The 26,026-nt window shown below is 35.4% G+C and carries 28 protein-coding genes; 9 read left to right on the forward strand and 19 right to left on the reverse strand.

Translation table 11 applies throughout. The features are described 5' to 3' along the window. The first annotated feature begins 148 nt into the window (after window positions 1-148). Window positions 149-649, forward strand: a complete 501-nt coding sequence (locus tag C8K15_RS17735) for a hypothetical protein (RefSeq protein ID WP_108587756.1) — start codon at window positions 149-151, stop codon at window positions 647-649. Window positions 650-884: 235 nt separating this feature from the next. Here C8K15_RS17735 and C8K15_RS17740 read toward each other — a convergent pair whose 3' ends face one another. Further along, window positions 885-1,295, reverse strand: coding sequence for a ferritin-like domain-containing protein (locus tag C8K15_RS17740; RefSeq protein WP_146173677.1), 411 nt, complete (start codon window positions 1,293-1,295; stop codon window positions 885-887). Between the two features lie 449 nt (window positions 1,296-1,744). On the opposite strand from C8K15_RS17740, the gene C8K15_RS17745 reads away from it, so the two are divergent. Then, window positions 1,745-2,020, forward strand: a complete 276-nt coding sequence (locus C8K15_RS17745) for a hypothetical protein (RefSeq protein WP_108587758.1) — start codon at window positions 1,745-1,747, stop codon at window positions 2,018-2,020. 183 nt (window positions 2,021-2,203) lie between these two features. Here the strand turns inward: C8K15_RS17745 and C8K15_RS17750 are convergent, their stop codons facing one another. Then, window positions 2,204-2,851, reverse strand: a complete 648-nt coding sequence (locus tag C8K15_RS17750) for a DUF2238 domain-containing protein (RefSeq protein ID WP_233260556.1) — start codon at window positions 2,849-2,851, stop codon at window positions 2,204-2,206. 200 nt (window positions 2,852-3,051) lie between these two features. On the opposite strand from C8K15_RS17750, the gene C8K15_RS17755 reads away from it, so the two are divergent. Next, window positions 3,052-3,753, forward strand: coding sequence for a DUF421 domain-containing protein (locus C8K15_RS17755; RefSeq protein ID WP_108587760.1), 702 nt, complete (start codon window positions 3,052-3,054; stop codon window positions 3,751-3,753). A gap of 1,013 nt (window positions 3,754-4,766) precedes the next feature. Here the strand turns inward: C8K15_RS17755 and C8K15_RS17760 are convergent. From C8K15_RS17760 to C8K15_RS21230, 4 genes are all read right to left on the reverse strand, one after another. Further along, the gene (locus C8K15_RS17760) at window positions 4,767-5,084 is read right to left on the reverse strand and encodes an antibiotic biosynthesis monooxygenase family protein (RefSeq protein ID WP_108587761.1); all 318 of its coding nucleotides are present in this window, start codon (window positions 5,082-5,084) and stop codon (window positions 4,767-4,769) included. Window positions 5,085-5,868: 784 nt separating this feature from the next. Continuing rightward, window positions 5,869-6,468, reverse strand: a complete 600-nt coding sequence (locus C8K15_RS17765) for a hypothetical protein (protein WP_108587762.1) — start codon at window positions 6,466-6,468, stop codon at window positions 5,869-5,871. A 1,337-nt stretch (window positions 6,469-7,805) separates the two neighbouring features. Beyond that, window positions 7,806-7,940 carry a cbb3-type cytochrome c oxidase subunit II gene (locus C8K15_RS21225; protein WP_146173675.1) on the reverse strand — a complete coding sequence of 45 codons (135 nt, stop codon included), beginning with the start codon at window positions 7,938-7,940 and terminating at the stop codon, window positions 7,806-7,808. 439 nt (window positions 7,941-8,379) lie between these two features. Next, window positions 8,380-8,508: a hypothetical protein gene (locus C8K15_RS21230; RefSeq protein WP_255421148.1), complete on the reverse strand. Its 129-nt coding sequence runs from the start codon at window positions 8,506-8,508 to the stop codon at window positions 8,380-8,382. A 303-nt stretch (window positions 8,509-8,811) separates the two neighbouring features. Here C8K15_RS21230 and C8K15_RS17770 point away from each other — a divergent pair, with 303 nt between their 5' ends. The 3 genes from C8K15_RS17770 (at window position 8,812) to mreC (ending at window position 10,813) form a co-directional block, all read left to right on the forward strand. After that, window positions 8,812-9,006, forward strand: coding sequence for a hypothetical protein (locus C8K15_RS17770; protein ID WP_158268354.1), 195 nt, complete (start codon window positions 8,812-8,814; stop codon window positions 9,004-9,006). A 65-nt stretch (window positions 9,007-9,071) separates the two neighbouring features. Next, a complete protein-coding gene (locus C8K15_RS17775) occupies window positions 9,072-9,443 on the forward strand; it encodes a hypothetical protein (RefSeq protein WP_108587764.1) in 372 nt (123 codons plus the stop codon). 599 nt (window positions 9,444-10,042) lie between these two features. Further along, window positions 10,043-10,813: a rod shape-determining protein MreC gene (gene mreC / locus C8K15_RS17780; protein WP_158268355.1), complete on the forward strand. Its 771-nt coding sequence runs from the start codon at window positions 10,043-10,045 to the stop codon at window positions 10,811-10,813. A 220-nt stretch (window positions 10,814-11,033) separates the two neighbouring features. Here mreC and C8K15_RS17785 read toward each other — a convergent pair whose 3' ends face one another. Beyond that, window positions 11,034-11,456, reverse strand: coding sequence for a hypothetical protein (locus C8K15_RS17785; RefSeq protein WP_108587766.1), 423 nt, complete (start codon window positions 11,454-11,456; stop codon window positions 11,034-11,036). Between the two features lie 1,023 nt (window positions 11,457-12,479). Here C8K15_RS17785 and C8K15_RS17795 point away from each other — a divergent pair. From C8K15_RS17795 to C8K15_RS17805, 3 genes are all read left to right on the forward strand, one after another. Continuing rightward, complete coding sequence (locus tag C8K15_RS17795) at window positions 12,480-12,725, forward strand: hypothetical protein (protein WP_108587768.1); 246 nt, start codon at window positions 12,480-12,482, stop codon at window positions 12,723-12,725. 328 nt (window positions 12,726-13,053) lie between these two features. Then, the gene (locus C8K15_RS17800; protein WP_108587769.1) at window positions 13,054-13,332 is read left to right on the forward strand and encodes a hypothetical protein; all 279 of its coding nucleotides are present in this window, start codon (window positions 13,054-13,056) and stop codon (window positions 13,330-13,332) included. A 170-nt stretch (window positions 13,333-13,502) separates the two neighbouring features. Further along, window positions 13,503-14,522, forward strand: a complete 1,020-nt coding sequence (locus C8K15_RS17805) for a regulatory YrvL family protein (protein WP_108587770.1) — start codon at window positions 13,503-13,505, stop codon at window positions 14,520-14,522. Window positions 14,523-14,828: 306 nt separating this feature from the next. On the opposite strand, the gene C8K15_RS17810 is transcribed toward C8K15_RS17805, so the two are convergent. The 12 genes from C8K15_RS17810 to C8K15_RS17865 all read right to left on the reverse strand — a co-directional run bounded on the left by C8K15_RS17810 (window position 14,829) and on the right by C8K15_RS17865 (window position 25,780). After that, window positions 14,829-15,461: a LysE family translocator gene (locus C8K15_RS17810; RefSeq protein ID WP_146173676.1), complete on the reverse strand. Its 633-nt coding sequence runs from the start codon at window positions 15,459-15,461 to the stop codon at window positions 14,829-14,831. A gap of 427 nt (window positions 15,462-15,888) precedes the next feature. Next, a complete protein-coding gene (locus C8K15_RS17815; RefSeq protein WP_108587771.1) occupies window positions 15,889-16,137 on the reverse strand; it encodes an AbrB/MazE/SpoVT family DNA-binding domain-containing protein in 249 nt (82 codons plus the stop codon). A 12-nt stretch (window positions 16,138-16,149) separates the two neighbouring features. After that, window positions 16,150-17,694, reverse strand: a complete 1,545-nt coding sequence (locus tag C8K15_RS17820; RefSeq protein ID WP_108587772.1) for a hypothetical protein — start codon at window positions 17,692-17,694, stop codon at window positions 16,150-16,152. A 38-nt stretch (window positions 17,695-17,732) separates the two neighbouring features. Then, window positions 17,733-18,473 (reverse strand): hypothetical protein, encoded by a 741-nt coding sequence (locus C8K15_RS17825; RefSeq protein ID WP_108587773.1) that lies wholly within the window; start codon window positions 18,471-18,473, stop codon window positions 17,733-17,735. Between the two features lie 14 nt (window positions 18,474-18,487). Next, window positions 18,488-19,513, reverse strand: a complete 1,026-nt coding sequence (locus tag C8K15_RS17830) for a conjugal transfer protein TrbL family protein (RefSeq protein ID WP_108587774.1) — start codon at window positions 19,511-19,513, stop codon at window positions 18,488-18,490. 2 nt (window positions 19,514-19,515) lie between these two features. After that, complete coding sequence (locus C8K15_RS17835; protein ID WP_108587775.1) at window positions 19,516-19,761, reverse strand: hypothetical protein; 246 nt, start codon at window positions 19,759-19,761, stop codon at window positions 19,516-19,518. 30 nt (window positions 19,762-19,791) lie between these two features. Next, window positions 19,792-20,343, reverse strand: coding sequence for a hypothetical protein (locus C8K15_RS17840; RefSeq protein WP_108587776.1), 552 nt, complete (start codon window positions 20,341-20,343; stop codon window positions 19,792-19,794). Window positions 20,344-20,358: 15 nt separating this feature from the next. After that, a complete protein-coding gene (locus C8K15_RS17845; RefSeq protein ID WP_108587777.1) occupies window positions 20,359-21,432 on the reverse strand; it encodes a M23 family metallopeptidase in 1,074 nt (357 codons plus the stop codon). 17 nt (window positions 21,433-21,449) lie between these two features. Then, window positions 21,450-23,321 carry a VirB4 family type IV secretion system protein gene (locus C8K15_RS17850; RefSeq protein WP_108587778.1) on the reverse strand — a complete coding sequence of 624 codons (1,872 nt, stop codon included), beginning with the start codon at window positions 23,319-23,321 and terminating at the stop codon, window positions 21,450-21,452. Window positions 23,322-23,333: 12 nt separating this feature from the next. Continuing rightward, window positions 23,334-24,368, reverse strand: a complete 1,035-nt coding sequence (locus tag C8K15_RS17855) for a TrsD (RefSeq protein WP_108587779.1) — start codon at window positions 24,366-24,368, stop codon at window positions 23,334-23,336. Between the two features lie 20 nt (window positions 24,369-24,388). Continuing rightward, complete coding sequence (locus C8K15_RS17860; protein WP_108587780.1) at window positions 24,389-24,613, reverse strand: hypothetical protein; 225 nt, start codon at window positions 24,611-24,613, stop codon at window positions 24,389-24,391. A 222-nt stretch (window positions 24,614-24,835) separates the two neighbouring features. Beyond that, the gene (locus C8K15_RS17865; protein ID WP_108587781.1) at window positions 24,836-25,780 is read right to left on the reverse strand and encodes a replication initiator protein A; all 945 of its coding nucleotides are present in this window, start codon (window positions 25,778-25,780) and stop codon (window positions 24,836-24,838) included. Window positions 25,781-26,026: the final 246 nt, after the last annotated feature.

The following is a 26,026-nucleotide window of genomic DNA, read 5'->3' on the forward strand; positions in this document are numbered from 1 at the left end:
GAGCAAAAAACTTTTACAAAAAACAAGGATTCATGGGTTATCGAGAATCTGTTTATAAAAAAATCTGAATATATCTTGTTCAACTAACGGGGCAGGTCAGTTCAATAAGAAGTACTTTTTATTATTTATTTAGATGAGGGGTGTACCAATGAAAAAACAATTTAATAACCAAAAGCGTATGTTAGAAAGTTTTGGTGATCAATTTCTTGTGATTTGCCCAAATTGCAGTAAACAAGCAAAAGTTTTATCACTTGGAGAACATCAACCTTATCAAATAGACGTAACTAAAAGATTTACTTGTTTACAATGCGGATTAACTAAGGATATTGTACCGAAGAAAAATAACTTCAACCAAAACAAAATATCATATGAAAAGACTTTTAAAGACGGTTTTATTAACATTGGGGGAGCATTTGATTGGTATTTTGGATATCCTCTTCTCTTACAAATTCCTTTCCGGGAACATACTTTTTGGGCATATAACCTTAAACATCTTCAATATCTCAAAAGTTATATTGAAGCTGAACTAAGGGAAAATCATCCGTATTACCTCAGCGTAGAAAGTAGGTTACCATTATGGATGAAGTCGGCGAAAAACCGGGATTTAATTCTTAAAGCAATTATAAAATTAGAACTAAAGACAAAGTAAAACTAATATGTGTCGCCTTAATTAATAGTTTAAGGATTTTCTCTTATTCAACTAACGGGTGCTTTAGTTGAAGAAAGTCTGCCTTTTACATGGCAGCCTTTTTTAATGAACCTAGTTGAATACTTCCTAATCGTGGTGTTATGTCAACCTAGGGTGCATAAATGACACAATCGAGTTGAATAATTCGACCAAATTGAGCATCAAAAAAGCCGACATATTGCCGGCTACCACTCTATTAATGTTGATTCATAAAATATAAATACCAAACAGCGTGATTCTGCTCATCAGCAGAGGCTTGCGTAAATGCATCTCTTATAACGACATTATTGTATTTCCTTGCTATCTCATGATAAAAATCGACAGTTTCCTGCTCATCTATAAATGCAGCTAGTACCCCACTTTTATAATCTTTGGGGCATTGTTCAGTGATTTGTGGGGTAGGTTGATTTCCAGTTAATGAAATATAAATCTGAGCAAACATTGAATAGTGCCTAATTTCATCATTTCTAATTTCTAGGATTCTGTTTTTTAACTCAACATTCGGAGCCTGATTGGCTAATATCTCATAGCAGTAAATGGCATGAAATTCACCATTAATCGCTTTCGAAATATCATTAATGATTTCGATGTTTGTCACAGGTTGCATAGAGTTTTGATTCAATTTGTTTTCACCTCCATTATCAATGTATGAAGGTGAGGTACTTAGGAGAATCTAGTCCCAATTGGGACTTACTGTAATTAACCGCTAAACCTGTGTCAATCTTTTGGATTATATCGTGCAACCCCTATGCAAGTCCTTTTTAAAAAATCGCATACTTGCCAATGAAATTATTTGTTAATTTCATTTTCATTGATTTCACTCCTTAACGTGAGCGAATGTTTCCTTAGGGAAAAAGCCACCGAACGGTTAAAGTATGTATTAGTTCACTCATTTTGAATTCTTCTATCGTCAGGCATTTAAATACTGATCTGTGGAAAAAAAGTATGATTTAGGTACTGTTTAATGTTTCATCAGGGAGAGAAGAAAAAGGAAGCTCTAAATATACATTGCTTTAAATTTTTTTAACATAGATTAATAAACATGAGGTTAAGACTTTGAATAAAAATAATATGAATCCTGGTCAACGTGATCAAAATGCCGGACTTCCAGAAAATTATCCTGCGAAGCTTGACATCATCGCTTCAGCGATTACGACATTCGGTGATGCCTTGGCAACTGTTGCAGCTATACTAGCATTAGAAGAGACAGTTAACAGCGATGCAGAAGATGCGAAAAATCAAAAGAATCAAGAAAAACAATTGATGGAAATGCAAAAACAAATTGATAGTTTAACAAATCAACTATCACAAATTAACAAGAAATTAAGTTAGAAGAATATAGAATCTGATGTTCGAACTACATTAATCTTGCATGATGTCGTCTTGTAATGTTTTCTAACAATCGAATCGATTTTTCAGAATTCCCAGATGAAGAGTGTATGATTGTAACGAAATCGGTTATGAAGTTTCTTGAATCCACATCTCGATGTAAAAAGTCCAAATACGTTTTATTCTTCACGATTTTTTCGGCACCACACTAAGGTGTTGTAGTTTTATCAACAACTTGTTATGTAGGTTCGAAAAAACTAGGTACGACAGAATAGAACCAACTAAAGCAAAAGACATATCCCATTGTGCATCCCACCTATCGCCTTGCATCCCTAAAAAGTTTTTAGTCGCGTGTCCTGCATTTGGTAACTTGGTACTCAACCATTCGATAATTTCGTACAACGCAGCAACGGCAAGCACAATACTGGTTGAGATGCCAAACAACCAAGTCCCTTTGGTTAATGGCGTGTTTCTTATCACAATCTCCCTCACGACAATCACACCTAAACCTTTCAAGAAATGACCAAATCGATCATAATCATTGCGATTCAAATGAAACTCATCTTTAATCCAATTAAATAAGGGAACCTCCTCATATGTGTAGTGACCACCGATAAACGTAAGAATTGATAATAAGGCAATAATGAAATAAGAGAGGGTTGTGAATCGAAACCTCTTATAAGTAGCTATGACAATAATCAATACGACAACGGCAGGACTAACCTCTGCTACCCACGTCAAAAATTCTGCTGGCTTATAAACTGACCATATAAAAAAAATAATTACAATAACAAATAAAGAAAAATTAACCTTTGTACCATTATTTACTTCCACGTGTGTCACCCTTTCTTCACAACAGTATGCGAAAAAACAGGTTGGCATATACCTTTTTGGTTTAGAACCGACCTTTCAGTTTGAGTCAATTATTCACATGTAAAGGAAGCGATTATTTTCTAACAAAATACAAGTACATAATGATTTCGCATTAGGAAATAATGAAGGTCAGAGGAACCAAAAGAGGGGGTTTTATATATATGTTAGATGGATTTAGTTTTTGGGAAATTTTTACTAGGACAATTGTTACTTTTGCGATATTGCTTTTTTTAGCACGGATTATGGGAAAAAAGCAAATAGGACAGCTGACATTTTTTAATTACGTGACAGGCATAACGATTGGGTCAATTGCTGCCGAGCTGGTTGCACATGACGATACACATTACTTAAATGCAACAACAGCATTAATACTATGGGCTATACTTACGCTACTCGTCAGTTATGTCACAACTAAATCCAGTAAGGTAAAAGAATTACTTGATGATAAACCTTCAATTGTTATCAAAGATGGGAAAATCCTAGAAAAAGAACTTAAGTCAAACCGTATTCCTGTTACTGATTTAACTATGTTATTACGGTTGCAGGGGGTTTTCTCCGTTAAAGATGTACATTTTGCTGTTTTAGAGACAAACGGAGAACTCAGTATCTTCAAAAAGGTAGCCCAACAACCCGCGACGAAACAAGATGTGAAAGCTCCAGTTGCAGAACCTAAGTACATGCCTAGTACCCTTATTGCAGACGGTATAATCATACAGAAGAATTTACTGGGCTTAAACTTAACCGAAGAATGGTTAATAAAAGAAATTAAAAAAAGTGGCGTGAATTCGGTAGATCAAGTTTTTTATGCTCAAATTGAATCGAATGGTTCTGTCTATATTGATTTAAAAGATACGAACTTGTAATCCATATCCAACTAATATGTCTATTCCCAAAAATCAATAACAGAAGTTGAGCTTCTTTTGCAGACTTCCTTCTTCTTCCGTGGATTATGTCAACTCATTCTGCATGGTTTATGCCAGTGTGATATTTTACAAAAAAATCCGAACTGAAGAATTCACAGTGTTATATAACTCTTCAATTCGAACTTTGAATAGAACATCATCCAAAGTATATCCAAAATGAATTAGAGTGAAACGGTTTATAAGGGTATCGCCTATCTACCTCTTGTAGAATGAATGAATGTAGTGCGTAGACTAATATTGCCCTTGTAACATCCTTTGGTATAGTACGACTAAAAGATTTTAACTGATCGCTTAATATGGACCCAAAAAGGGAAGCCACCGTCATTAATCTGATGGTGGTTTTTACGTTGTCTGAAGAGGTTCCTGTTGTTATGTAACCTATTTTGAATAGCCTATACAATCACATCGAGTACCAGGGGTTCCCCCCTGTGAAAACCGGAAATTGCCGATTATAAACGCTTCAACCAAAAAAAGAACAAAAAAAGACCTCCAAGGTTTCGCAGACCTTGAAAGTCTATTTTTTGCTTCTCCCTAAGAAAGGGATCACATTGGATACGTGTTACTTAAAAAGCCCTTACGCTTTTTTGTTACACCCCTATTATAAACGAAAAGCGTGGTTGTAAACACCTTTCACCTATATATACTGCTCATCAGTAGGATTTTAATACTAACTCGCCCAAAATTCATGTCCATCTCTTGAATTTTTACCCCCTCACTTACGAGTGGGGCGTTTTTTTATTTATCCTAAGTTTTGTTACAAAGGGTGTATGGAGCATACAAGACAGTTCCACGAATTAATGAATCCAGTTTCATAAATTGAGGTACTTAGTTGAAGAATCGGCTGTTATTTCCAAAAGGAAATGATCGATGAAATTGAGACAGAATAAAAACTCAAGTCCCCACCCTAATTTTCAGGATGGGGTCTTGAGTTTTTATTTTATCAACGACAAGTTCTATAAAGGTTTGAAATTAGGGAAAGGTTCTTGAGCCTCAGAAAGTGATGAAAGACTAGTCAGCTCAGCAACAGAACTGATTTTATTCCAAACGGACATTACATTAGCTGATTGGTGTGCTTTTTCAATAGCCTCATTGGACTTCCACTCAGCTATTTCAATAATTGTCCCATCTTCCGCTTGAAGTGTTAGTAACTCACGGTTTGTAATCAATCCTTCTTCTCGGAGGGTTGGTATATGTACTTTAAGAATTTCTTTTAACTCGTTTTCTTTTCCTGCTTTTGGACGATAAAGTGCCATGAAGATTGATGATGACATAATTTCACCTCCCTTAAAGTTCATTAACTATGATAACATCTTATAAAAAATTCACGAATTGAAAACACTTAACGTAAAGGCTTTAAAGACATTCAGTCTTTCATCTAAACTTAGTTTCGTATAGGTTACTGAACTTAGATTGTTGAACGATGAAAATGAATAAGTAAGAGCGAGTAGTGAACTTGAAATTTCCAAGTTCTCTATCGCCCAACATATGCAGGTGCGGGTACAACGCTACAAACGTTTTTTATTCACTTTGAGATCCCATCGACACCATATTTTTAAAAGGTGTGATGGACGCTCTCTCTGAGATTCGCAGAAGCGAACGATTTACACTGTCCGAAAATTAAGGGCTTGACCATAACTATCTCTATTCATAGCAAGACCTTGGGATTAAATAACATCCCAATTGAGGTTAGATAACCGAGTATACATTTTTAACTGAAGGTGAACACTTCCTCATCCGGGTGTTATGTCAACCTATGGTGCATGCAGCATACAAAATCCCCGAAATGTTGGCGGGACCCCATCGCCATCAAGCTAAGCGCGCAAGAGATAATATAAAAGTGTGTTCTCTTTAATTTGCTATGGTAACACTAAAAATGCGCATGTTCGGATGTGACCGGCCCCGGCCGTCTCTCTTCTAAAGGCTGTTTTTATGAAGTAAATCTTTTTGTTTTTGATAACAAAATGGAAATATTTGTTTTTGTTTGAATAAGTCGAAAATATATAAAGGTGAACAAAACCTTGTATATTTTCGACTTGTTGCTAAAGTACCAGTGTATCATTCACATCTGTACTTGAACTGAGGCTCTGTCTGTATATAAAAAGCATTTCTTACTTGTGCACTCCAATTTGCAAAGGCTGATCTCCATTCAGGAGTGTTAAAGAATTGATCTACAGTTTGAGTTTCAGAATGCCAAACTATAAATAGGTTGAGTGGGGCAATTCCTCCTGCCCAAATTCCATTATTTGCGTCAGTATCTTCTTCCCTTACTAATAATAAGGGTAGACCAAATTGAAAAGCCATTGAAGGTTCTACTTGTGAATAAACTGATCCTATCCAGAATGGAGTGGATGGTGGAGGGGGCCCTGCATTGACATCAACTGTTTGAATTTTAAAACGACGAAGGTTTACTGCTAACATTCCATAGCTTGATGAAACTAACCGACGAATATCAGTTAAAATGGATTCGGGATAACTTTCGCTTAATGGTAATGTACGCGGAAAAAGCAAAGCATTCTCAATCTCTAAAATTAGACGGTTTAGAAACCTTTGTTGGTTGTCATTTAAATGAGTTGTCGTACTTAAAAATATGGGAATACGATAAGCACGGTCAATACACTCTTGGTGTGCCGATTCTATTTTTGCTTTATCTTTCATCCTTGCGTGAAGAGCTATTCTTATTTTTTCTCACTTTCTCACCTCCTTTTTTTATTAGTATATGGAAAAGGAATAAGTGAGTTTGGACATAACAGCATTCCATAATAGAGAGGCTTTATAAAATAAAAATTAGTAATTTTGTCTAAATTTTAATAATTTTATTTAACTGAAGCAGGAAATAAGTAATCTATCATTAGCTATCCAAAATAAGCTTTTTGAATGAAGTCAATGTTGAGGAAAAAATATAACCCACACGAGTCTAATTGTAGATTTCTTCCGTATATCGGAGTATTGTTTAGATTCCTTCATAGTGGAATGGTGGACACACATTCTTCGGACTTTCCTTTCAAAATCCTTCAAACCCTCATTCACTTATGACACTGCATAATCACCACTACAATGGAATCATTCACATAATAAATAGCCTGAAGCGATTCAGGCTTTTACTGATCCATATATTGAATTAACTTCTTGATTCCTTCTTTACTAATCCATGCCTCACCAATTTTAACGGCCTCCGTTGAAATCTTTTCTGTAATCGTTCACACATTGGTTTGACGACGTGGCTCAATTATTATTGTGTATCATTAGAAATTCGCTGACTACTCCACAGCTTTTGCAAACCTATAGAAGCCCCAAATCGACACAGTAAGAATGGTTATGACAATCCGATAATGTAAGCTATTTCAAGTTAGAAATTTTCTTCTAGATTGTATGCTTCATTACCATTTGTTGACATAACCCCTGAATTAGGAAGTGTCGACTTCATTAATCAATAAGAAAAAGCTCCCATCATTACGGCAGCCGAATGTTCTGATATGAAATGGCAAATTTATTGTAGGGTTGAACCAAACTGTACAATCATTATGGTTGCAAAGAAAATCAAGGGACTTAACACTATAACGGTAATTCCAGCCAAAATTCTCTTTGTTCTGTCCTGTTTAACAACTGTCAAGAAATCAGTTCATACTGGTCCAATATAATTTTTTTAAGAGCAACGGGTTTCCAAGAATTATTTTTTAATTAGCCAACAAATAGAGTGCTATCAGAGAAGTGGTGACACCTAATTTTTTTATCAGTTTGGCGTTTGTAAGAAATACAAGTCGAATAATATCCAAGTTTTTCACCTCAACTAACCTACCCCGTAAGTCAAAAATTTCGTTTAGTTAATTCCAAGGTGTGTGTGATGAATTTAATTGAGAAACTCTCTTTGCTTCGGCGCTTTGAGTGGTCTTACTTAAGAAGTCTATAAATCGGATCAAAGAAATTTTTTTCCAAGGTCTTCGTTGAATTTCCACGTTAATGACACTCCTTTAAACCGCATTTTTTATTTTTCATTATCTAGCTTTTAGAGTTATTCGTTGTCGTTTGTGTAATGGAAATATGGCAATGGTTCCAGCGACTCCACTGATGGCTAAAAACGAAAGGATTGCGATAGGTAGGGGTTTCTTTTTCAAACGTGTTTGACTCATGTAAGACCTCCTTGGATTTGAGCATGCACCCTTAGTGTAGTAGATGAATATGAAGAGGATGTGAATGACGTGTTAAGACATTATTTAGAAAATATGCTTTGGGTAATAAGATCCGTCCTAATTCACAGCTTTTGCTAAACCTATAGAAACACTAAGTCGACTAAGTAAGGATAGTTAAGACAACCCGGTATTGTCATAACTAATGAGATATTTTAAAGAACACATAGAGAAAGACGATTCAAGCCTAATTAAGGCTAAATCGTCTTTAGGAATTAGAATAAGGTTGATTAATATATACGAACCGAAACAATTAGTCATCATACCCACTTTCATTTCGTTTACGCTAGGAATCATCCCTCTTGAGTTACTTCGATATTAAATGCCTTAGGTCCAAAGGGGCTCCTTCAAAGTTCTTTTTAAATCTAAAGATTAAATAATATTATGAGAAAATCCTTCTTATTCTCCATTCCCAGAATTTTGTACCTTGGGCAATAATTAATTTCTCAAACCATTCTTCAAATGTCATGCCGAGGAACATATCCTCTTCAAATGAAACTCCATCTTCCATCCAAACTAGATAACCCCCATCTACATTTTGCTGCGTGATGACAAGATAACAACCATCATAACCATCGGCAATTGGGAATCTTCGGGATAATCATTATAAGTCACTTTTTCTAATATTTGATCTGTAGTGTACAGAGTAAGCCCATCCCCCCATCAGGTCCATTGAACAATAGACCGCCATTGTGGAGTCTCAAAAATTCTTCGTACTTCAGGATCGTAAAGATGCGTAAGGAAATATATGTTAAAATTATTTAAACATTATAAATTTATAAGGGGATGTAGCGTGAATCTATTCTTGAGAAAAATGACAGAAGAACAAAAGAAGAACTCAGACAAAGGTATGGTAGCAGGATTTAACACAGCTATGTTTTTGCTCTTAATTAATATTTTTTATCACTTGAGATTTGATGAAAATCTTATGTCTTCATACATAATTTTTATGAGTGCTTTTGTGAGTTCTTTAGGATATGTATGGTATTTAAATGCTAAAAAAGAATAGCGTAGTGTCTTTTGTTATTCAACTAAGAGGACAATGATAATATCAAAATTCAATGGAGGAGATTTATGAATGCTTTCAAAGTTATAGCTTCAACATATTTAGCTGGTTTCACCTTGCTGATGATTAATGATTATTTCCCAAATACGTTAATGTCTTTTCATATACCTAAATGGTTAATCATTAGCTTAATGGTAATTATATTCTTAACCAACAACTTCTTTGTAAAAGAAGAGGACAACGAAAGACATACTTTAAATTGGTTAATCATTTCTACAGGCTATATTGTTCTTCTAATGCTAGTTCTACCTGTTTTTGGAGGAAACTCTTCGACAGGGATTTCTTTTAGTAATCCAATCATTTCGATCTTATTAGTAATTGTTTTGTTTGATATATTTGCTAAACGGAGAAAACTTAAAGTTAATAGATATTCAAACTAACATTTTGAAAGCAAAAACATGCGGTTCACTAAACACAGCCACAATTTGTTTCACAGAGGTTTGAACTGTTGAAAATCAACAGTTCAAGCCTTGTATCGCTAGATCCGACGAAAACATAGATTAAGGTTTTAAGAAATCCTATTACAAAGAAGATTTAGCCGTATTGGATTACTTCACAATAATAACGAGAGTAGTGATGAAGAATGAAAGTGTTGAAAGTTCTATTGATATTGGGTGCTACCATAGGTGTTATTGTTAGTACATACTCATATTTCAACGTAGAAAATCAGTACATACAAATTTCATTACAAGTTTCACTTTTACTTATAGTTTTTCTATCGTTAATAGTGATATTGATGATTCAAAAAAAATATAATGTATTAGAATAGAAAGATTGGATCAGGAATAGCACTTTGCTTTGCTATTCCTTTTTTTATTGTAGGGGTAGCGTGCGAAATGCGGATTTACAACGTTAAGGAAATCCAAATGTAAAGGAAATAAAAACACACTTAACCATAAAATTACATTTTCGAGTATAATAAGCAGATCAGGAAAAATTAAATCGCCTATTAAGTGATAGTTTAAAGGAAGTGTAATTGTTGATTAATAAACGAATATTAATTTTAGTTATTAGTATTTCAACTTTGATAGGGCTAACTGTTTTTCTAGCATTGAAGACTAATCGATTACCGGTTGTGTCAAATATATTCAATAATGTTAATACAATAATGATAACGAATGAAGAGAACAAAATATTGAAATCACGTTTTGAAAGCTATGAACAACAGGTTGCGACTAAACAATTATTAGAGCAGGAAAACAAAAAATTAAACGACATTATAAAAGCTACAGAGACCTTAAAAAACCAGGGATATAATCCAATCCAAGGAACTGTAATTAGTAGAGATATGACAAACAAAGATAACTTTCTAACTATAAGTAAAGGTCAAAAAGAGGGTATTAAAAAAAATATGATTGTCCTCTCAACAGATGGAGTAATTGGAAGAGTAGTCGAGGTGGATACTAATTCTTCTGAGGTTCAGTTGTTATCAGGAGAAGATGCTAGAGTTAATTCAGTTGCTGCTACTCTTAAAGAAAATAAAAAGGTCTTAGGAATAATTAGAGGTTATGATCAAGAGGAAAAAGGTTTTTTGCTTTCTGACATTAACGAAAAAGTTGAAATTGGAAGTACTGTAATAACTTCAGGTCTTGGTGGAGTTTATCCAGCTGGTCTTGAAGTAGGGAAAATAACTAGTACAAAATATAATCAAAATGTAACTTCAAATACTTATTCTGTAAAACCCTCAGCAGATTTTGTTAACATTACTGAAGTTATAATTATATTAAATGAACAAAAAAACGAAAGTTGAAATGAATTCAACTTTCGTTTTTTTATAAATGATTTTCGCTTATATATAGAAAATGGTAGCGAACTTAATTTTTTTAAGTTCGCTACTCTTATAATTTTATTACAGTAGCCACACCTTTTTCATTTGATTATGAGGGACTATTAGATTATTGCCCCTTGCTAGAGTAGTGAACTGCAAAATTTGCAGTTCACTACTCACAACCATGTATTAGGATTGCTTACTATTTAAGGCGAAAAGTGTCTGTCTGAAAATGGCCCTTTTTCTCCCAAGTAATATGTAATTTGTATACATGATTTTTCTTTGGAGGATTACCCAAATAGAAATCTGTTGAAAATGGATCTAGTTTGGTAACAGATCTATCTTCTCCATCTTCCCTTCTTTTTTCGTGAAAATTCCCGTCTTTCATTAACGTTTTTTCATTATCAGTAAAACGAATTTCTTTTATCTGGACTTTGCCACCAGATTTTTGTTCAATATGTCCAATCCATCCACCAACTGTTTCATCCGAGTTTTTTTTATAATTTGCTTTCCACATACCATTATCAGATGTACCCCAAATGGCATTATTTGAATAATACCAATAGCCCCCGATGCCTAAAATTAAAACAAGTAGTACCCATTTTAAGTATTGTTTCTTTTTCATAAAAACCCACCCACCCTTTTTAATATCTGTAAATATTATACATCCCAGATAACAAAATTACAGAAAACCCACTACATAGATATCCCCTTTTTTATGCAATCAATGTGGTTTTAAACAGGTTGAAAATTTCGATTCACCAACGCTGTAATAAATAGTGCATACTCGATAAAATGCAAAAATCAAAAACCCCTTGATAATCAAAGGATTTTTGACTTTTGTAACTTCCTAGTCGTGGTGTTATGTCAACTGGGGGTGTATGGAGCATACAATCCAGTTGAGCAATCGAATCGATGTACCTTTGAATTTCATGTGGCTACATCCATTTTCTTCTGCAGGATAGTTGGAGAATTTTCTTTCCTTCTAAGTAATACATCCATCACAAAAAATATGATTGAACAGCTGGTGCAAAAAATAAATAACTCGAATACAAAAATAAAGTAAGTCAATAAACCAAATCCGATATGTACAAAACAAGAAGTTAAGACTCGGTAGGAAGTTAGTTTTGTTATTATAAATTCTGAGAGAATAGAAACAGATAAGCCATAACTAAAATTCCCTACCAAACTAAAAAAGAATACAAATAAAACTAGACTTAAGTTTTCAAATTCAAGACTTTTATAAAAAATAGTGATTCCACACAACCAAAATAATGTAAAGATAATGGAAGTATAGATAGCCGCCTTGATTTTTCTCTGTATCATTTTTTTTCCGAAAACTATGGACCTAATTTTAGGGACAAAGAAAACAATGGACATAGCTGCCATAAAAAATTTAATGGGTAGAGGTGTTGATGATAAAAAAATAACTAAAAAAAGTATCGAAATAATAAATATATTGTAAATTTTGCTGTCCATTGGGTTCCTCGCCTTTTTAGAAATAAGTATAACAAATAAAATCCCATGTGACTGAAGCATTACTTCCTCATCCGAGGGTTATGTCAACCTATTACGGTCTTTGATATGGAATAAATAGGGATTTATTGTTATGGTATGTAGAATAAGTTGATTTGAAGGGATGGTAAACATGAAAAAAAAGCTACGGAAAATTACTGTGATTTCATTTTCAATTGCATTTATTCTATCTTTCTGGTTAGGAGATCGAACAAGAATGACAACAGATGTAAGTGGACTTTCGTCACCAGAAACATTGACGAATTTCGACTACTTTTTTAAAACAGTTGGTTATTCTTTAGCGATTACTGCGATTGTTTTGCTTGCAGTTTATTTAATCAATTTTATTCAGAAAAAAGGGCGAGAGCAATCATCTTAATACTATAGGCAATGCGGGAATTCGTAATATATGATTACGTGGTGTCTCAATCAATTTAAATGAGTCCTTTACTTCAAAAAGGAGTAAAGCCTTTTCTTATGTCCTAGATTTCAATCGTGTACCTATACTTAATGGCGTATAGGTTACTGAACTTAGATTGTTGAACGAGTTCTTGAACATTAATGAAAGAGTTAACCCTCACAAAAAATTGTAAACATAGGGTGTTCATTAACTCCTAAGTTTTATTACATCGGCGGTATATAATTGAATGTACCTAATGGTTAATTCCATTAGATTCTGCATTATGAAAAATGGGGGGATTAGGAGTTTGGAAATAAATCCACTAACGTCTCGAAATGTTGAAATAGTTACAAAAAAGGAAATTACTATAAGAACAGTGCTAAATATATATGGGGTGTTCACTGTTCTTGCATTAATATTATCAATTTTTACGACTCCTATTTCTATAAATGAAAACATGCAACTTTTTTACAATGAAGATTTAATGATGGAAGCGAAAAAGATAAAGGAGTTCTTATTCTTTATTTTTGGTTCTGCTTTAGTTTACTTTTCCTTAGTAAATCTTTATTACAAATATATGAAGTGATAGAGATTTTTCAACTAAAGGGTGCTTTAGTTGAATAAGCAGCTACCTTAAAAGGCGGCTTTTTTTATTGACTTAAAGCCCCTGTTATATCAACCACCCGGTGTTCATTCACCGGGTGGAAAGATTATGTTCTTACAAAAAAAGATTTGTAGAAAAAGGAGTATTTTGTTTTGGGGAGATATGCAAATAAGGTCAAAACAATTGTAATTTGTGGACTTATAGTAGCCGTTATTTTATTGGGAATTGTCTTGTTTGAGTTTGTATTATTAAAATTATTAGGATTGCAATATGATTCATTTGGTGCTTTAGTTATTTTCTTTTTAATTTATTTATTCCTAGAAGTACCTCTTTCACTTATTACAGATAATATACCAAAAGCTTTGAAAACTGTTGGAATTATTGAATCGAGTAAAGGTTGGTTGTCATTTATATTAGATATAGGATTAGATTATATATTAATTATAACTATTGATTATTTTATGGAAACTATCATGATTTCTTGGCAAAGTGCATTATTATTTGCTTTGATAAGTGGGATTATTAGTAGAAAATTAAAGGAGGATGATCCCGAACCTCCAATGATTGATAGCAAAGAATATGAGGACTTACATAACGAATTTGAAGATTACACACAAAACAAGACAAGATTATCTGAAGCAGCTAAAGGTGTGATGAACGAAAATGTTATCAAGAAACCTAGGGAGAAGGTTGGTAATTTTATGATTAAGAATCATGAAGAACTTTATGAACTTTTGTTAGCCAAAAGAAATTCAGGTGGTAGTGTAACTTGCAGTTTCAAAGACATGAATCAATTCGTAAGTACTACAACAAATGAAATTGCAATAGAACGTTTCTTGAAAGAACTTGGTCTTAAACCCAAGAGAATAAAAGGAGATTGGAAGCGGATTGACCAAAGTATGGCTAAAAAAATTCTTGAATATATTTTATCAATGAATATGGCTTATGATATTGAATTAGAAACTAAGCCTTTAGCAAATATGTTAAGCAATTATTTCTTAAACGAATTTCTATCTAATGCCATGTATTATACTAATGGTGACTTTGATGAGGATGATGGCTTCTTTAAACTAAGAGCATGGAGATCTATCACAGATTCCACATTTGATACAGGAGTCTTAGTAATAGATAAAAATAATATAGGTATCCTTTGGGCGGAAGATAACGACTGATAATTTTAATGAACTAACGGGTACTTAGTCGAAGAACCGGCTGTCTTTACAGGGCAGCTTTTCTTATTGAGTAATGAAGTTGAATACTTCCCAATCCGGGTGTTATGTCAACCTACTTTGCATTTGAAATACATAAAAAAGGAAGTTTACTCTAGTAAATAAAAAAACCTGCTTATCCCTAGAGGATAAGCAGGTGTATTTTCAAGTTCACCAAAGCTATTACTTGTCTGATTGGGGTTAGGTTGAATAAAAAAAATTTCTTTCGTGATAAAAGCAAGAGTAGCTAAAAAAACACTCTTCAAAGGATTATTTTTTTTCATTAAAAGCTAAGTTTACTGCTAAGGCACCTAAAATAGATGCCATGAACCAGCTTTGAACTTTAACCAAAAAAGGTCTTCTTCCAACCCAATCCGCGACCTGCCCAGCAAATAAAACAATTAGTAAATTTACAGCAAAACTAACAGAAATTTGCACTGCTCCTAATTGAGCAGTTTGAAGAAGCAGTGACCCACTATTAGGATCCATAAATTGAGGTAAAAGTGAAACATACAAGATTGCAATTTTTGGATTTAACAAATTTGTCATAAGTCCCATAACATATAGTTTTTTTGGTGACTCTACAGCTAAATGCTGTGGCTCCAGAATTGAACTTGCCCCTGGTTTTATTGCATTCCATGCTAACCACAACAAGTAGATAACACCTAACCATTTAATAATGTCATACATTACTGGGACTAATTCGAACAAGAAGGATAAGCCCAACATTGTAGCGATTATATAAATCAAAAAACCCGTGATTACTCCTAAAAGAGAAATAATCCCGTCCCTTTTACCTTGCGTAATTGTCCTAGATATTAAATAAATCATATTAGGACCAGGTGAACAGACCATCCCTAAAGATACTAGAGCAAAAGCACCTAATGTTCCTAATTCAATCAAAAAATCGCTCTCCTTTTCAAAATAGACTCTTAACGCCCCTCATCTCTCTATTATAGTAAAGTAGAAATAAAATTGATATTTTATAATAATCTAATATAATCAATCGTGTACCTATACTTAGTTTCGTATAGGTTGCTGAACTTGTTGAACGAGTTCTCGAACATTAATAAAAGAGTTAACCCTCAGAAACCACTTTAAATATGGGGTGTTTATTAACTTCTGATTTATGTCACCTTCTTCGGTATATGATTGACCCAGTTCTTCGCATATCTGTGCCAACGCCTTATGGCTTTTTCATTATCCCTTATTGTTCATAACTCCCCCTAGGAGAATTATTCTTTTCGACAATTCAATACCTTGTAAACTCAAACAAATGGCGAATCACAGGAACGCCACACATAATAAAAAGCCTGAAGCAATTCAGGCTTTACTGATCCATATATTGAATTAACTTCTTGATTCCTTCTTTACTAATCCATGCCTCACCAATTTTAACTGCCTCAGTTGAAATCTTACCTGTAATCGCACACACATAGGATTGACGATGTGGCTCAATGATTATTTGTGTATCATTATAGGAAATATCAATCATATCGCCATCCTTTAATTGAAAGCGATCTAAAATATCTTTGGGCAATAAGATTCGCCCCAATTTCCCAATGCGTTTTGTCTGCAATCTCTATACACCTCACAGTCCACTACTCTTTTTTAATTTATCTAACTCATTTTTAACTGTTCCCATTTTTTGTTTTGCAGCTGAGACCTTATCTGCATCTTCACTCTCTTCAATGGTCTTTTGAAGAAGTGCTTTTTCTTCTTCTAACGCTGCCATCTCTACTTGGTTTTTCTCAGCTGTTAATACCCGATTCATCAATCCATCATCCTTTGGTGCTTTTTCACTGACAAATGCCTTAGCTCCATCAATGTCTTTTTCATTAAGAAATGCTGTTATGATATGGGTTTTCCGTTCTTCTGTTAGTTCAACTAAATCTCGATTCGCAAGGACTTCTTTCCATTCTTTTGCAAGTACACCTTTAGCAAAATCAATATGTGGATTTGCAACTTTCAAGATAACTTGCAGCCGATCTAATTCTTCAGGTAAATCCTGATCTGTCATATACTCAGTTAAATAACTGACTGCTAGCTCATCTTTCGCCATGTACTTGTCATAAGAACCATGTTTAATCCAGAGCTGATGCAATAACTTTGTCTCATCTTTATTTAAACGGTCATAATCCCTTTCTTCCAGAACCTTCATGACTCCTTCGGTATCTCCTAATAATCCATTCAAATACACTTTCTCTACGTCTGTTTCTTCTTGCCGTGAAGCTGAGCGTCTTTCAGACGACTCCGTATTCTTGTTAGCGCTCGTTAAAAGGATGTTCAATAATAGCGCCCCAACTAAAATAATCGCTGTTCCAATCAAAAAACGCATCTTGCTTTCTTTTTGACTTATCGATTTTTGTTTTGTCAGTGAAGTCGCTACATCCTTACGCAATTCAGGACGTTTTTCGGATTTTTGTTGAAGAAGTTGAAACGGAATAAGGTTAGGAATGGAGAATCGTTTTTTATTAGCTAATTGCTGCGCTAGTTCTTCTTGTTCTCTTTGTTTTCGCTCTTCAATCTCATCGTACAACGATTGAATGAAAGATGCCATATGATCTAGTGAGTCTAATCGTAAATAAATCATTTCAGCAAATTGAATCACTTCTTCGCTCTGTTCGAAAAAGTCATTACGTTTAGGGCGACCATAAACCTGTTGTAAGTTTGTTAACGAAATAATGATTAATTCTTTCACTGCATTGAGTCGTGATTTCTCGTTTTCAATCGTAAAAGCTTGATGTTCAATGACGAGTGCTTTTACCGATGCTTCTGCTACATCAATTACCAGGTTCTCCGTTTCCCACAAAACCTGAACTTGTTTTTCTTTAGCCAGTTGGATTAACGAAAGGTAGTATGGCAGCTTATCTTCTAAATACATCTTTTTTAATACATTAAATGATTGTAAACCTGTTACATCAAACGTATAGCAGACTTGTCCAGATTGAAAGGAGATGTCTCTTGCAGGTAAATACAGATCAGATTTTTGCAGTGTTTGCATCTTATCTTTATACCATTTCTGCACTTGATTCATCTCTTGTGTGTTAAACGTCGAGAGTGGTTGTAAATAGGAAATTGTATTTCCTTCAATCTCAAATGTCCCCACCCTATTTGCAATTGTTCGAATGACCATTTCCTTATCATTCCTTTCATTTCTAACTTATCGAGGTTTTATTGAAGTTTAGGATAATTGGATAACAGTTCTTCTACTTCCTGCTTAAACTCATCTTCTTCTGCATCTACTTCACTTTCTGGAACGTCGGATTTTATAGACGAAAATTCATTATCCAATTCTTTCAAGTTGAAATTAAGAGATTTGATAATTGGATTAAACGAAAAATATAAATCTCCAGACTCACCTTTTACAAAGCTAATAGAAGTTGACTCACTATCTTGTTTATTCGGATACGAAATTTTCACATCTGAAAACACTAATTCCGTGATATCGAATTCATCAGACTTGTATGTTTCCCATTCTTTTTCATTAACTTGTAAAGTAGGAACTGCAATAGAATCATAATTACAATTACCAAAAGTACAATCATCAGAACTTTCCGGAGTATAAGTAACTTTTAAATCTCCTCTTTTACTAATTAAACTCTCTGGATATTTTTCAAGAAAAGGTTGCACAACTAATTTTTCACTCATTTCGTCCACTTTTTGCGTAAAGACCTCATTATCCACGATATCAATATCGCCCTTTGAAATCGCAACATTTGTTTCTTTTTCGAACAACTCGAGATTTACCTCTAAAGTCTTAATCATTTCAGTGGCTTTTTCTTTATCCTTGTCATCAAATACCGATTTTGCCTTTTCGTCACTTTCATTATTTGTTTTATCTACTTGATTACATCCAGCAATCAGCGTTAAAAGAAAAATTAAAAAGGCGCTTACCATAATACTTTTCTTCATAATCAGTCATCTCCCTATCTTCTCGCATAGCGAGCTACATATTTCACGGTAGATCCCATTGCTCTTGCAGAACCTGTTGAAGCCCCAAATTGGTTCAATAGCGTTGGAATGGATAATCCAACAATGAAAAATAACATCCCGAATAAAAGATTCCCATTTTGTAAATTAATTAGGGTTTTCACACCCAAAACAAAACACAACAATTGTAGCGTTAACGTCAAGATATTGCTTACTACGATTTTGAGCCATAAACTAAAGAAATTGTATTGATCATTTACGATCGTTGGAATGGCTATGACGCCTGAAATGTACAAAACAATAAACAGCACTGTTCGGTACAGGATGGATAAAAAGAAAACGAATAAGATGGCTGATACCACCAACATCAAGATAATGCCGTATCCAACGGAATTAACCGCCAACACCTGCATCACATTGTAGTGTGTAGCTGGATTAGTTAACATTGTCTCAGTCAAAAGATGCGTAAGTTCTAATATCCAATCGAATAATTCCCCATATATCCCGAGTAGTATAGCTCCCGTTATGACCGCAACCACTTTTTCATAAAGTGTATTCATACCTTCATCACCATTTGCTGAGTACAGAATGATTATTTTAACAGTCTGCCAAACAAGAAAGATGGCTGTCATTGTCCATGCTAGTGATTTAAAGTTCAACATATATCCTTCATAGGTTGGGTTGCCTGTAATCACTGAAGAATCAATTTGAAATTTCCCGAAGCTATCGATTGCTCCAAATACAAACCCACTGACTGTTGTAAATAAAAATCCATTTGTTTGGCACATCACTTCATACCACTTACATTCATATTGATTTGTTTCATAATCATATTTATCTAAATACAAAACATTTTTCATGTAAGATTCGGCACGATCTACTTGCTCTACAGTTACTTCTGATGTATTTTTATAATCTTCTAAAGTATCTTCCATAAATTCACCTTCAGCAGCCTCTACACCATTTACCATAAATATGGATAGCAGCAACAGCCCAAAAACTAACATGATGTGTTTCTTCATCCTCAAACACCTCCATTCATGAGGGTCAGTAGCAGGATGACGACTGGAATACACACAAAGAATCCAACTCGCAAGACGACGCCTTTTTTGATTTCGATTATTTCTTGCTCACTAAGAGGTTTGTCATACTGCAATTCATACTGACGACTTGCTTGCTCCAATTGCCTTTTGGCTAAACGATCGATGATCGTCTCAAAGAGTTTATTAACCCTACGTTGCATCTTCCCTATTCTTTGTAAGATGGTCATCTCTGTTCACATCCCTTTTGTGTCTCCTGTCTATGAAGAAATCTCTTGAATCACCTGTTCTCCCGATACGAGAGGTTCCAAATCGTGGGCATCTACCTTCAGTTCACCGTCTTCGTTTATCCATGTAATCGTGGACATCAAGATTAACAGTGGTTGATCCCCAGGATTCACAAACTCATCGTCAATCCCTGTTAAGGTTGCTTTGTATAGCGCATATACCTTATAGGAGTCATCTTGCTTTCGAACGGAAATGTTATAAATCTCTAGGTCCTTCATTTCACTCACATCCACGTCTTGAGACGTTTCATTTTCTGACAGGGTTTGTTCCACCTCTTTACGATAACGTTTCGTAAAGTAGTCAATCGAGCCACCTTTTAAGGTATCTGTTAGAAACTGTTCAGTTTGAGTAAACACTTCTTTTTCTTCTGTTTGCGTTGCTTTAGTCTGTTCGACATCATTCGAAAAATCAGCATTTGTTTGTTTCAAGTCTTGATTGGCTGCAACTACATTAAAAAGAACGAGAGATAATGCCACCACAAGGATGATCAGTAAAATATTCACGAGTTTCAAGCGATTTTCCATTGGCTATCTCTCCCTTTACACGGGTTCTTTTAAATACAACATCGGATTGAGTCGGGCTCCAAACTTGTGACCTGTATGAATCTCAAAATGAAGATGGTCGCCTGTCGAGCGTCCAGTAGAACCACATTGTCCGATTACCTCCAGCTGTCGAACTTCTTGCCCTACCTTTACGCCTATGCGACTTAAATGCGCGTACGCCGTAAAGAGATTGTTTTTATGCTGGATGACAACGATGTTGCCGTACGTATTATTTGGATGACTCTCCGGAAACTCCGCATACACGACTTTCCCTTCCTTGGCTGCGTAAATGGGTTCAGGACTGCTACAAGCAAAATCGACACCTTGATGGTTACTGACTTCCCCTGTGATGGGATGAATACGGACTCCGTAATTGGAATTCACTTTTACATTCGGAATGGGTTGCGCAAATTCTCCAGACTGGGTCGTGCAATTCATCGTTAATCCGCCAAGTGAACTGACCATTGACGTTATCGTCGGTACCCAGTGGGCGTTTAAGTTCGTGGGGTCGTTCGCAGCACCAATTGGAGCGTAGACCGAACCTAAATCAAAAATGGTTACGTATCCGTCTTTAATGATGCGGTTATGCAGTGTCTGCCCCATCGATTCCAGACCTTCTTCTAATGTAGAAAAATGCATCAATCCATCCTTCCCCATCAAACCACCCGGATTATTTTTGGTGACCAATGCATTTGACGTCCCATTTGTCGTTTCGTGCAGAGCAATCGCAGCCATGAGGACCGGATCAATGCCTTGGTCACTCGCAATCTGGATAAAGAGTTCTCCTTTGCCTGAAAAGACGCCTGCTGTGTCCATTTTGGCTTCCCATAACTCTTGGTTGATTTCTCCATTCACTGCGCAATACGCGCCTCCTACAGCGTCTGAAAGGGTATCTGTGTTTTGTTCTGGGTTTTCTAAATCAAATCCTTTGTCTTTGCCATTCATGGACATGAAAACAGGAAGTACCAGCAGGATGAGGGCGGTCCCTAAGACTACTAACCCGATAGGATTGAAGAAAACCTTCGTTAGAAGCAAATGTCCTAGTGTCTTGGCGGTCTCCTTTGAGTTCATCTCCTCATCCCTTCCTTTTAAATCGTGATGTCGTTAATGCTTTTCTGATCAAACCACAACATTTCCGTCACTTCATTCAGTTGGACTTCCAGTTTGATTTTTTTGGAACCGGTGTAGAAAATGCCTTTCCCTGCCTGTTCTTTTTTCTTCCCATCTTTTAATATGAGCGTTTCTCTTTCGCCTTTTGAAAACGTATTGCCAAGCTCTTCTTCTAAATATTTCAATTCTTCTTCACTCATTGGTAAATACAACCGTTGCACGGATTGGGTGATAATCGCTTTCCCGTAGTTTCGATTCTCATCACGAGCTGATAAAAAGTCTTCTACCGACTGAGAAGCCGTTGTAATGCCACAATTGAACGAACGTAGCACTTTCATCATAAAATAAATAAATTCCATCGCTTTTGGTACTTTGGGATCCGCGATCACGTGGGCTTCATCAATAAAGATTTCACTTGGCCCACGGTCGCCACTCATAATCTCATAGGTGGTATGCGAGAGAATGTTATAGAACAAGATTCGTTGAATCTTCTCGTTATTACTCATCTCTTTTAAGTCGTAACACACCAGGTCATTATCGATACTGATGTTGGTGTGTCCGTTAAATAGTTCCGAATACATCCCCGATACATAGGTTTTGAGAGTCGTATAGAAATCCCGTACCGTATCAAATAGGTAGGGGTCTTTTTTTTGATCTTTTCCAATGAGTTCATATAAATCTTGTAAGGTTGGATAGTCTGTTGCGGTTAATGCGCTTGTATTGGTCTCCTCTGTGATGCCTTTCTCCGCATAGACCTTTTGGATATAGCCACTTAAAATCTCTTCTTGTAAGTCTGTCATGCTGTTGTACATGAGTCGAAACATGACCAACAGATTGGAGATTTTCGTTAACAAAATATTGCCGAACTCTGTTTCTTCGACAATCACTTTCTCACTGATTTTTGGCAGATCCAACGGATTAATGCGATTCCCGCCTTTTAATTGGAACTTCACCCATGCCCCACCTAAATCAGCGTAATTGCGACCAAACTCACCTTTAGGATCGATGGTAATGATTTTACGCCCGAGCATATGCTTGTTCGTCATGTTGGCAAATAGATACGTAGATTTCCCGATTCCGGAAATCCCAATGACAAACTCATGTCGATTCAATAACTTCGTATCATCGACAATCACGACATTCCCTGTCGTCATGTTTCGCCCTTTAATAAGTCCGGTTTGGGAAAACATTTCATTTTCATGAAAGGGAAAGAAATAGGAAATGGCTTCGGAATTGCTCATTTTGTAGGTCAACTCATCCACCTTGTTTTCATTCAGGGGCAGGAAGGAACGGAAGGCATCTATAGCACGGTCCGTTGGGTTATGGATAATCCCAATTTTGGAGAATTTACTTTTCACTGTGGTGGTTAACTGGTCCAGTTCATCAATAGAACTCGCCACTAAGTGAATCAGCGTGTGGAATAAGAAGATTTTGTCGTTTCGATACGCCAAATTTTTGAGCATTTCAGATGCACTGTCAATTTGCCCTTGGGAGTCAATCATGGTATTTTCATCGGCAAAGCGTGTATTCATTTTCATGCGGTTTTGTTTAATGCTTTTGACGAGCTGCGAACGTACTTCGCCTGTATGGTATTCCTGAACATAATTGATAATGGATACGTTCTCTGGAATTTCGGTCACTTGTTGGATTTTATTTTGGTCTTGAACCGGATCGTAATCGACAATGAGTAATGACCGAGTGTAATTGGCCCCGACCCGTACATAAGAGTCGTATTCCGTGATGTTATCAGGTGCTAAGACCGTTAGTAGGGATTGATTCATGCCTCTTACCGTTTCTTCAAAGTTCGATTCTTGTTTTTTGCTTGGGAGTAGTTGTTTGAACCAGTTCATCATGCCACCTCCTTATTCAAATCGATTGTTCATTTGATCCTTGTAATAGTTCAGCAATTCTTTGGCCGTATTTTTCCCGATGATGACATCTGCGCTGGCATTGGTTTTGCTGATGATGTTTTCGCCTTGGGCTTGTGCATTTTCAAAATCGATGCAGGAATAGTAAAACCTCAGCAATTCATCGTTATTCAAAACGTTCACGTCGAGCTTTTCGTATCCACTTAACATCTGTTCAAGCTTTGATTTTAATATGTTTGCTGTCGTATCAATCTTCAGATAGTCCTTGTCGGAACTGGTCATCGGTCTCGAGATAACCACATAGCGTTTTCGTGTCACCATGTTTTTTGATTTTTGAATCCGTTCTATTTGATTGAAATAGCCGGTTTTTAATACCCGTTTGGCATAGGAAGAATCGGTCTCCAATTGGTCATTAAACCACATCAGATAATTCGTTAAATTTATGGGTTGTGCCACCTGCATGATTTGAATTTGTTTTTCCCCTGAATCATTCAAAAACGATTGATACGATTCAAGCACGCGTTCTTTTGACAATTCATTCATCAACGATAAATTCACGGAGGATACTTCTAGCACCTTGATTAACGTGCGATTGGACGATTCGATGCAGCAATTGGCAATGTTCACTAATCCTAGTTCGGTCCGTGTATCGCCATCCTTTCGACTCATCGGCAAGTCTCCTTTCGCGTAATAAAACTCTTTCTTTCTCATGTTGGCTTGTAGTTTCCAAATCACTTTGTATTGTAAAAGTGACAAATTTTTTCGTACTGGATGTTTAGTTAATTGAAAAACGGCGACCAGCATTGTAGGTGTAAAGGCAATTAACATTAATTTCTGATCCAGATATCCAAATCTGAATAACGAATACGAAATCACGATACCTAACAAAACAAAAGGTGAAAGGACGAACACATCTTGAAACGAGATATTGCCATACACATATTTCTTTGTGTCGATATTCAGTGGTAATTCGACTTTTCCAGAAGTTCGTAATCGTTCTTGTCGTTCAAAATAACCTTCAGAACGCATAGCTATCACATCTGTCTAGATTAAAGATTCGTTTGAACATACTCGATGACCGGACGAGCTAGTAAGAATAGAACCACGCCTAAAACACATAATTTAATCCCGTTCTTGAATTTGGGGGAAGATTGTTCATCTCCTGCCCACACGCCAATTGCACAAATAAGTAAACCAATGGCGAAGATGGTAATAAACGTTCCTTGCATATCGCTAAAGAGCGTATCTAAAAACCCTTGTATTCTCTCAAACATTTCCTCCACCTCCTAAAATCTTGTATTTCATCCACTTTAACAGAATTGCCATAATAAAGGCAAGTGTAATATCCATATTTTTGGTAGTTCTTTTTTCCTTTTCTAACTAGTCAATAAGTTCCTATGTTATTTTGAATTCAAGAGACTTTATTTCGAGATAACTCATTTATCAAAGAAATAAATTTTGATTTATATATAAAAAATAATAAAAGTTGAGAAGAATTAACTTCTCAACTTAGCTAATAACTGTTCTCTTTTTTCCATGAATTCTGGTGTTAATTCTTCCGTCTGTTCATCAACAGAATGTGTTTTTCGTTTTTGTTGCTGCTCAATTAACCAGTCTGGCACCGTTTCTTCTTTCTTCTGGTAGATGCCCTTTTGTCCTTGTATCGATAACCATTCTTTCTTGTCTTCTACTGCTTTCGTCAATCGAGCTGTTATGCTTTTAATCTTGCCAGGCGTCCGTTCCAGAGAGTATTGAAGAGCATCTGCATATTGATAATCGGTCAAAATAGATGCATGTCCGAAATAATGATTCACAATATCCCGTACCTTAATTTCATCATCCATCAATCGCTCTTTATGTTTAATCATCACTTCTTTTAACACTGTTGGCATCTCTATTTCGTCAATTCCTTGATTGATAAGATAATCAGTCTCTTTAAAGTCAGTATCACTAAGGTCAGTATCATTAGTGTTAAAATTTTTAACTTCTTGAAGTAAAGAATTTTGATTTCTTGAAGTTAAATTTTTTAACTTCCTATGCGGCTCTAAGGATGAAGGTTTATCACCTGAAAATTGAATCGCCATCACATCTTCATTCGTCACCTGTGGTTTCAATAAATAAAGCCGATTACATTGAGACAATCCCATTCGTTTCTCTTCAAGCAATTCAGCCTTTTGCAGTTCTTTTTTGATTTTGATAACAGTCGGTTTGCTGCAATTTAAAATCTCACTTAATTGCTCATTACCAAACAGAAAATAAATGTATCCATCTTCATCAAACCACTGATTACGAATCGAAAGTTCTAGACGATCTTGTAAGAGTGCAAAAGCAATCTTCGCATCATTGCTCATTTTCTTATAGAAATCACTGGTGAAAAAGATTTTCGGTAAGCGATAAAAACGATCGCCCACTTCTTCTTGAACGCGAAACTTGTTGGCCATGTAAAAATCTCCTTTCGAGTTAGTTTCATACACCAGAAACTCCAAAAAAGAAAATACTCATTCATGATGGATATCATTGAGGCAATGTTACCTAATGAACAAAGATTCACAATCCCCCATCCAAGTGCTATACTAAACACATCATTTACATGAATTTCTTTGGAATTTCTCTACCCATATACTTCGTTATTGCTGTTCGCCAAACTGTTCAATAACGAAGTGAGTAGAGATTTTTTGATATATATA

This window comes from Paenisporosarcina sp. OV554 (assembly GCF_003058165.1).
GTDB lineage: Bacteria > Bacillota > Bacilli > Bacillales_A > Planococcaceae > Paenisporosarcina.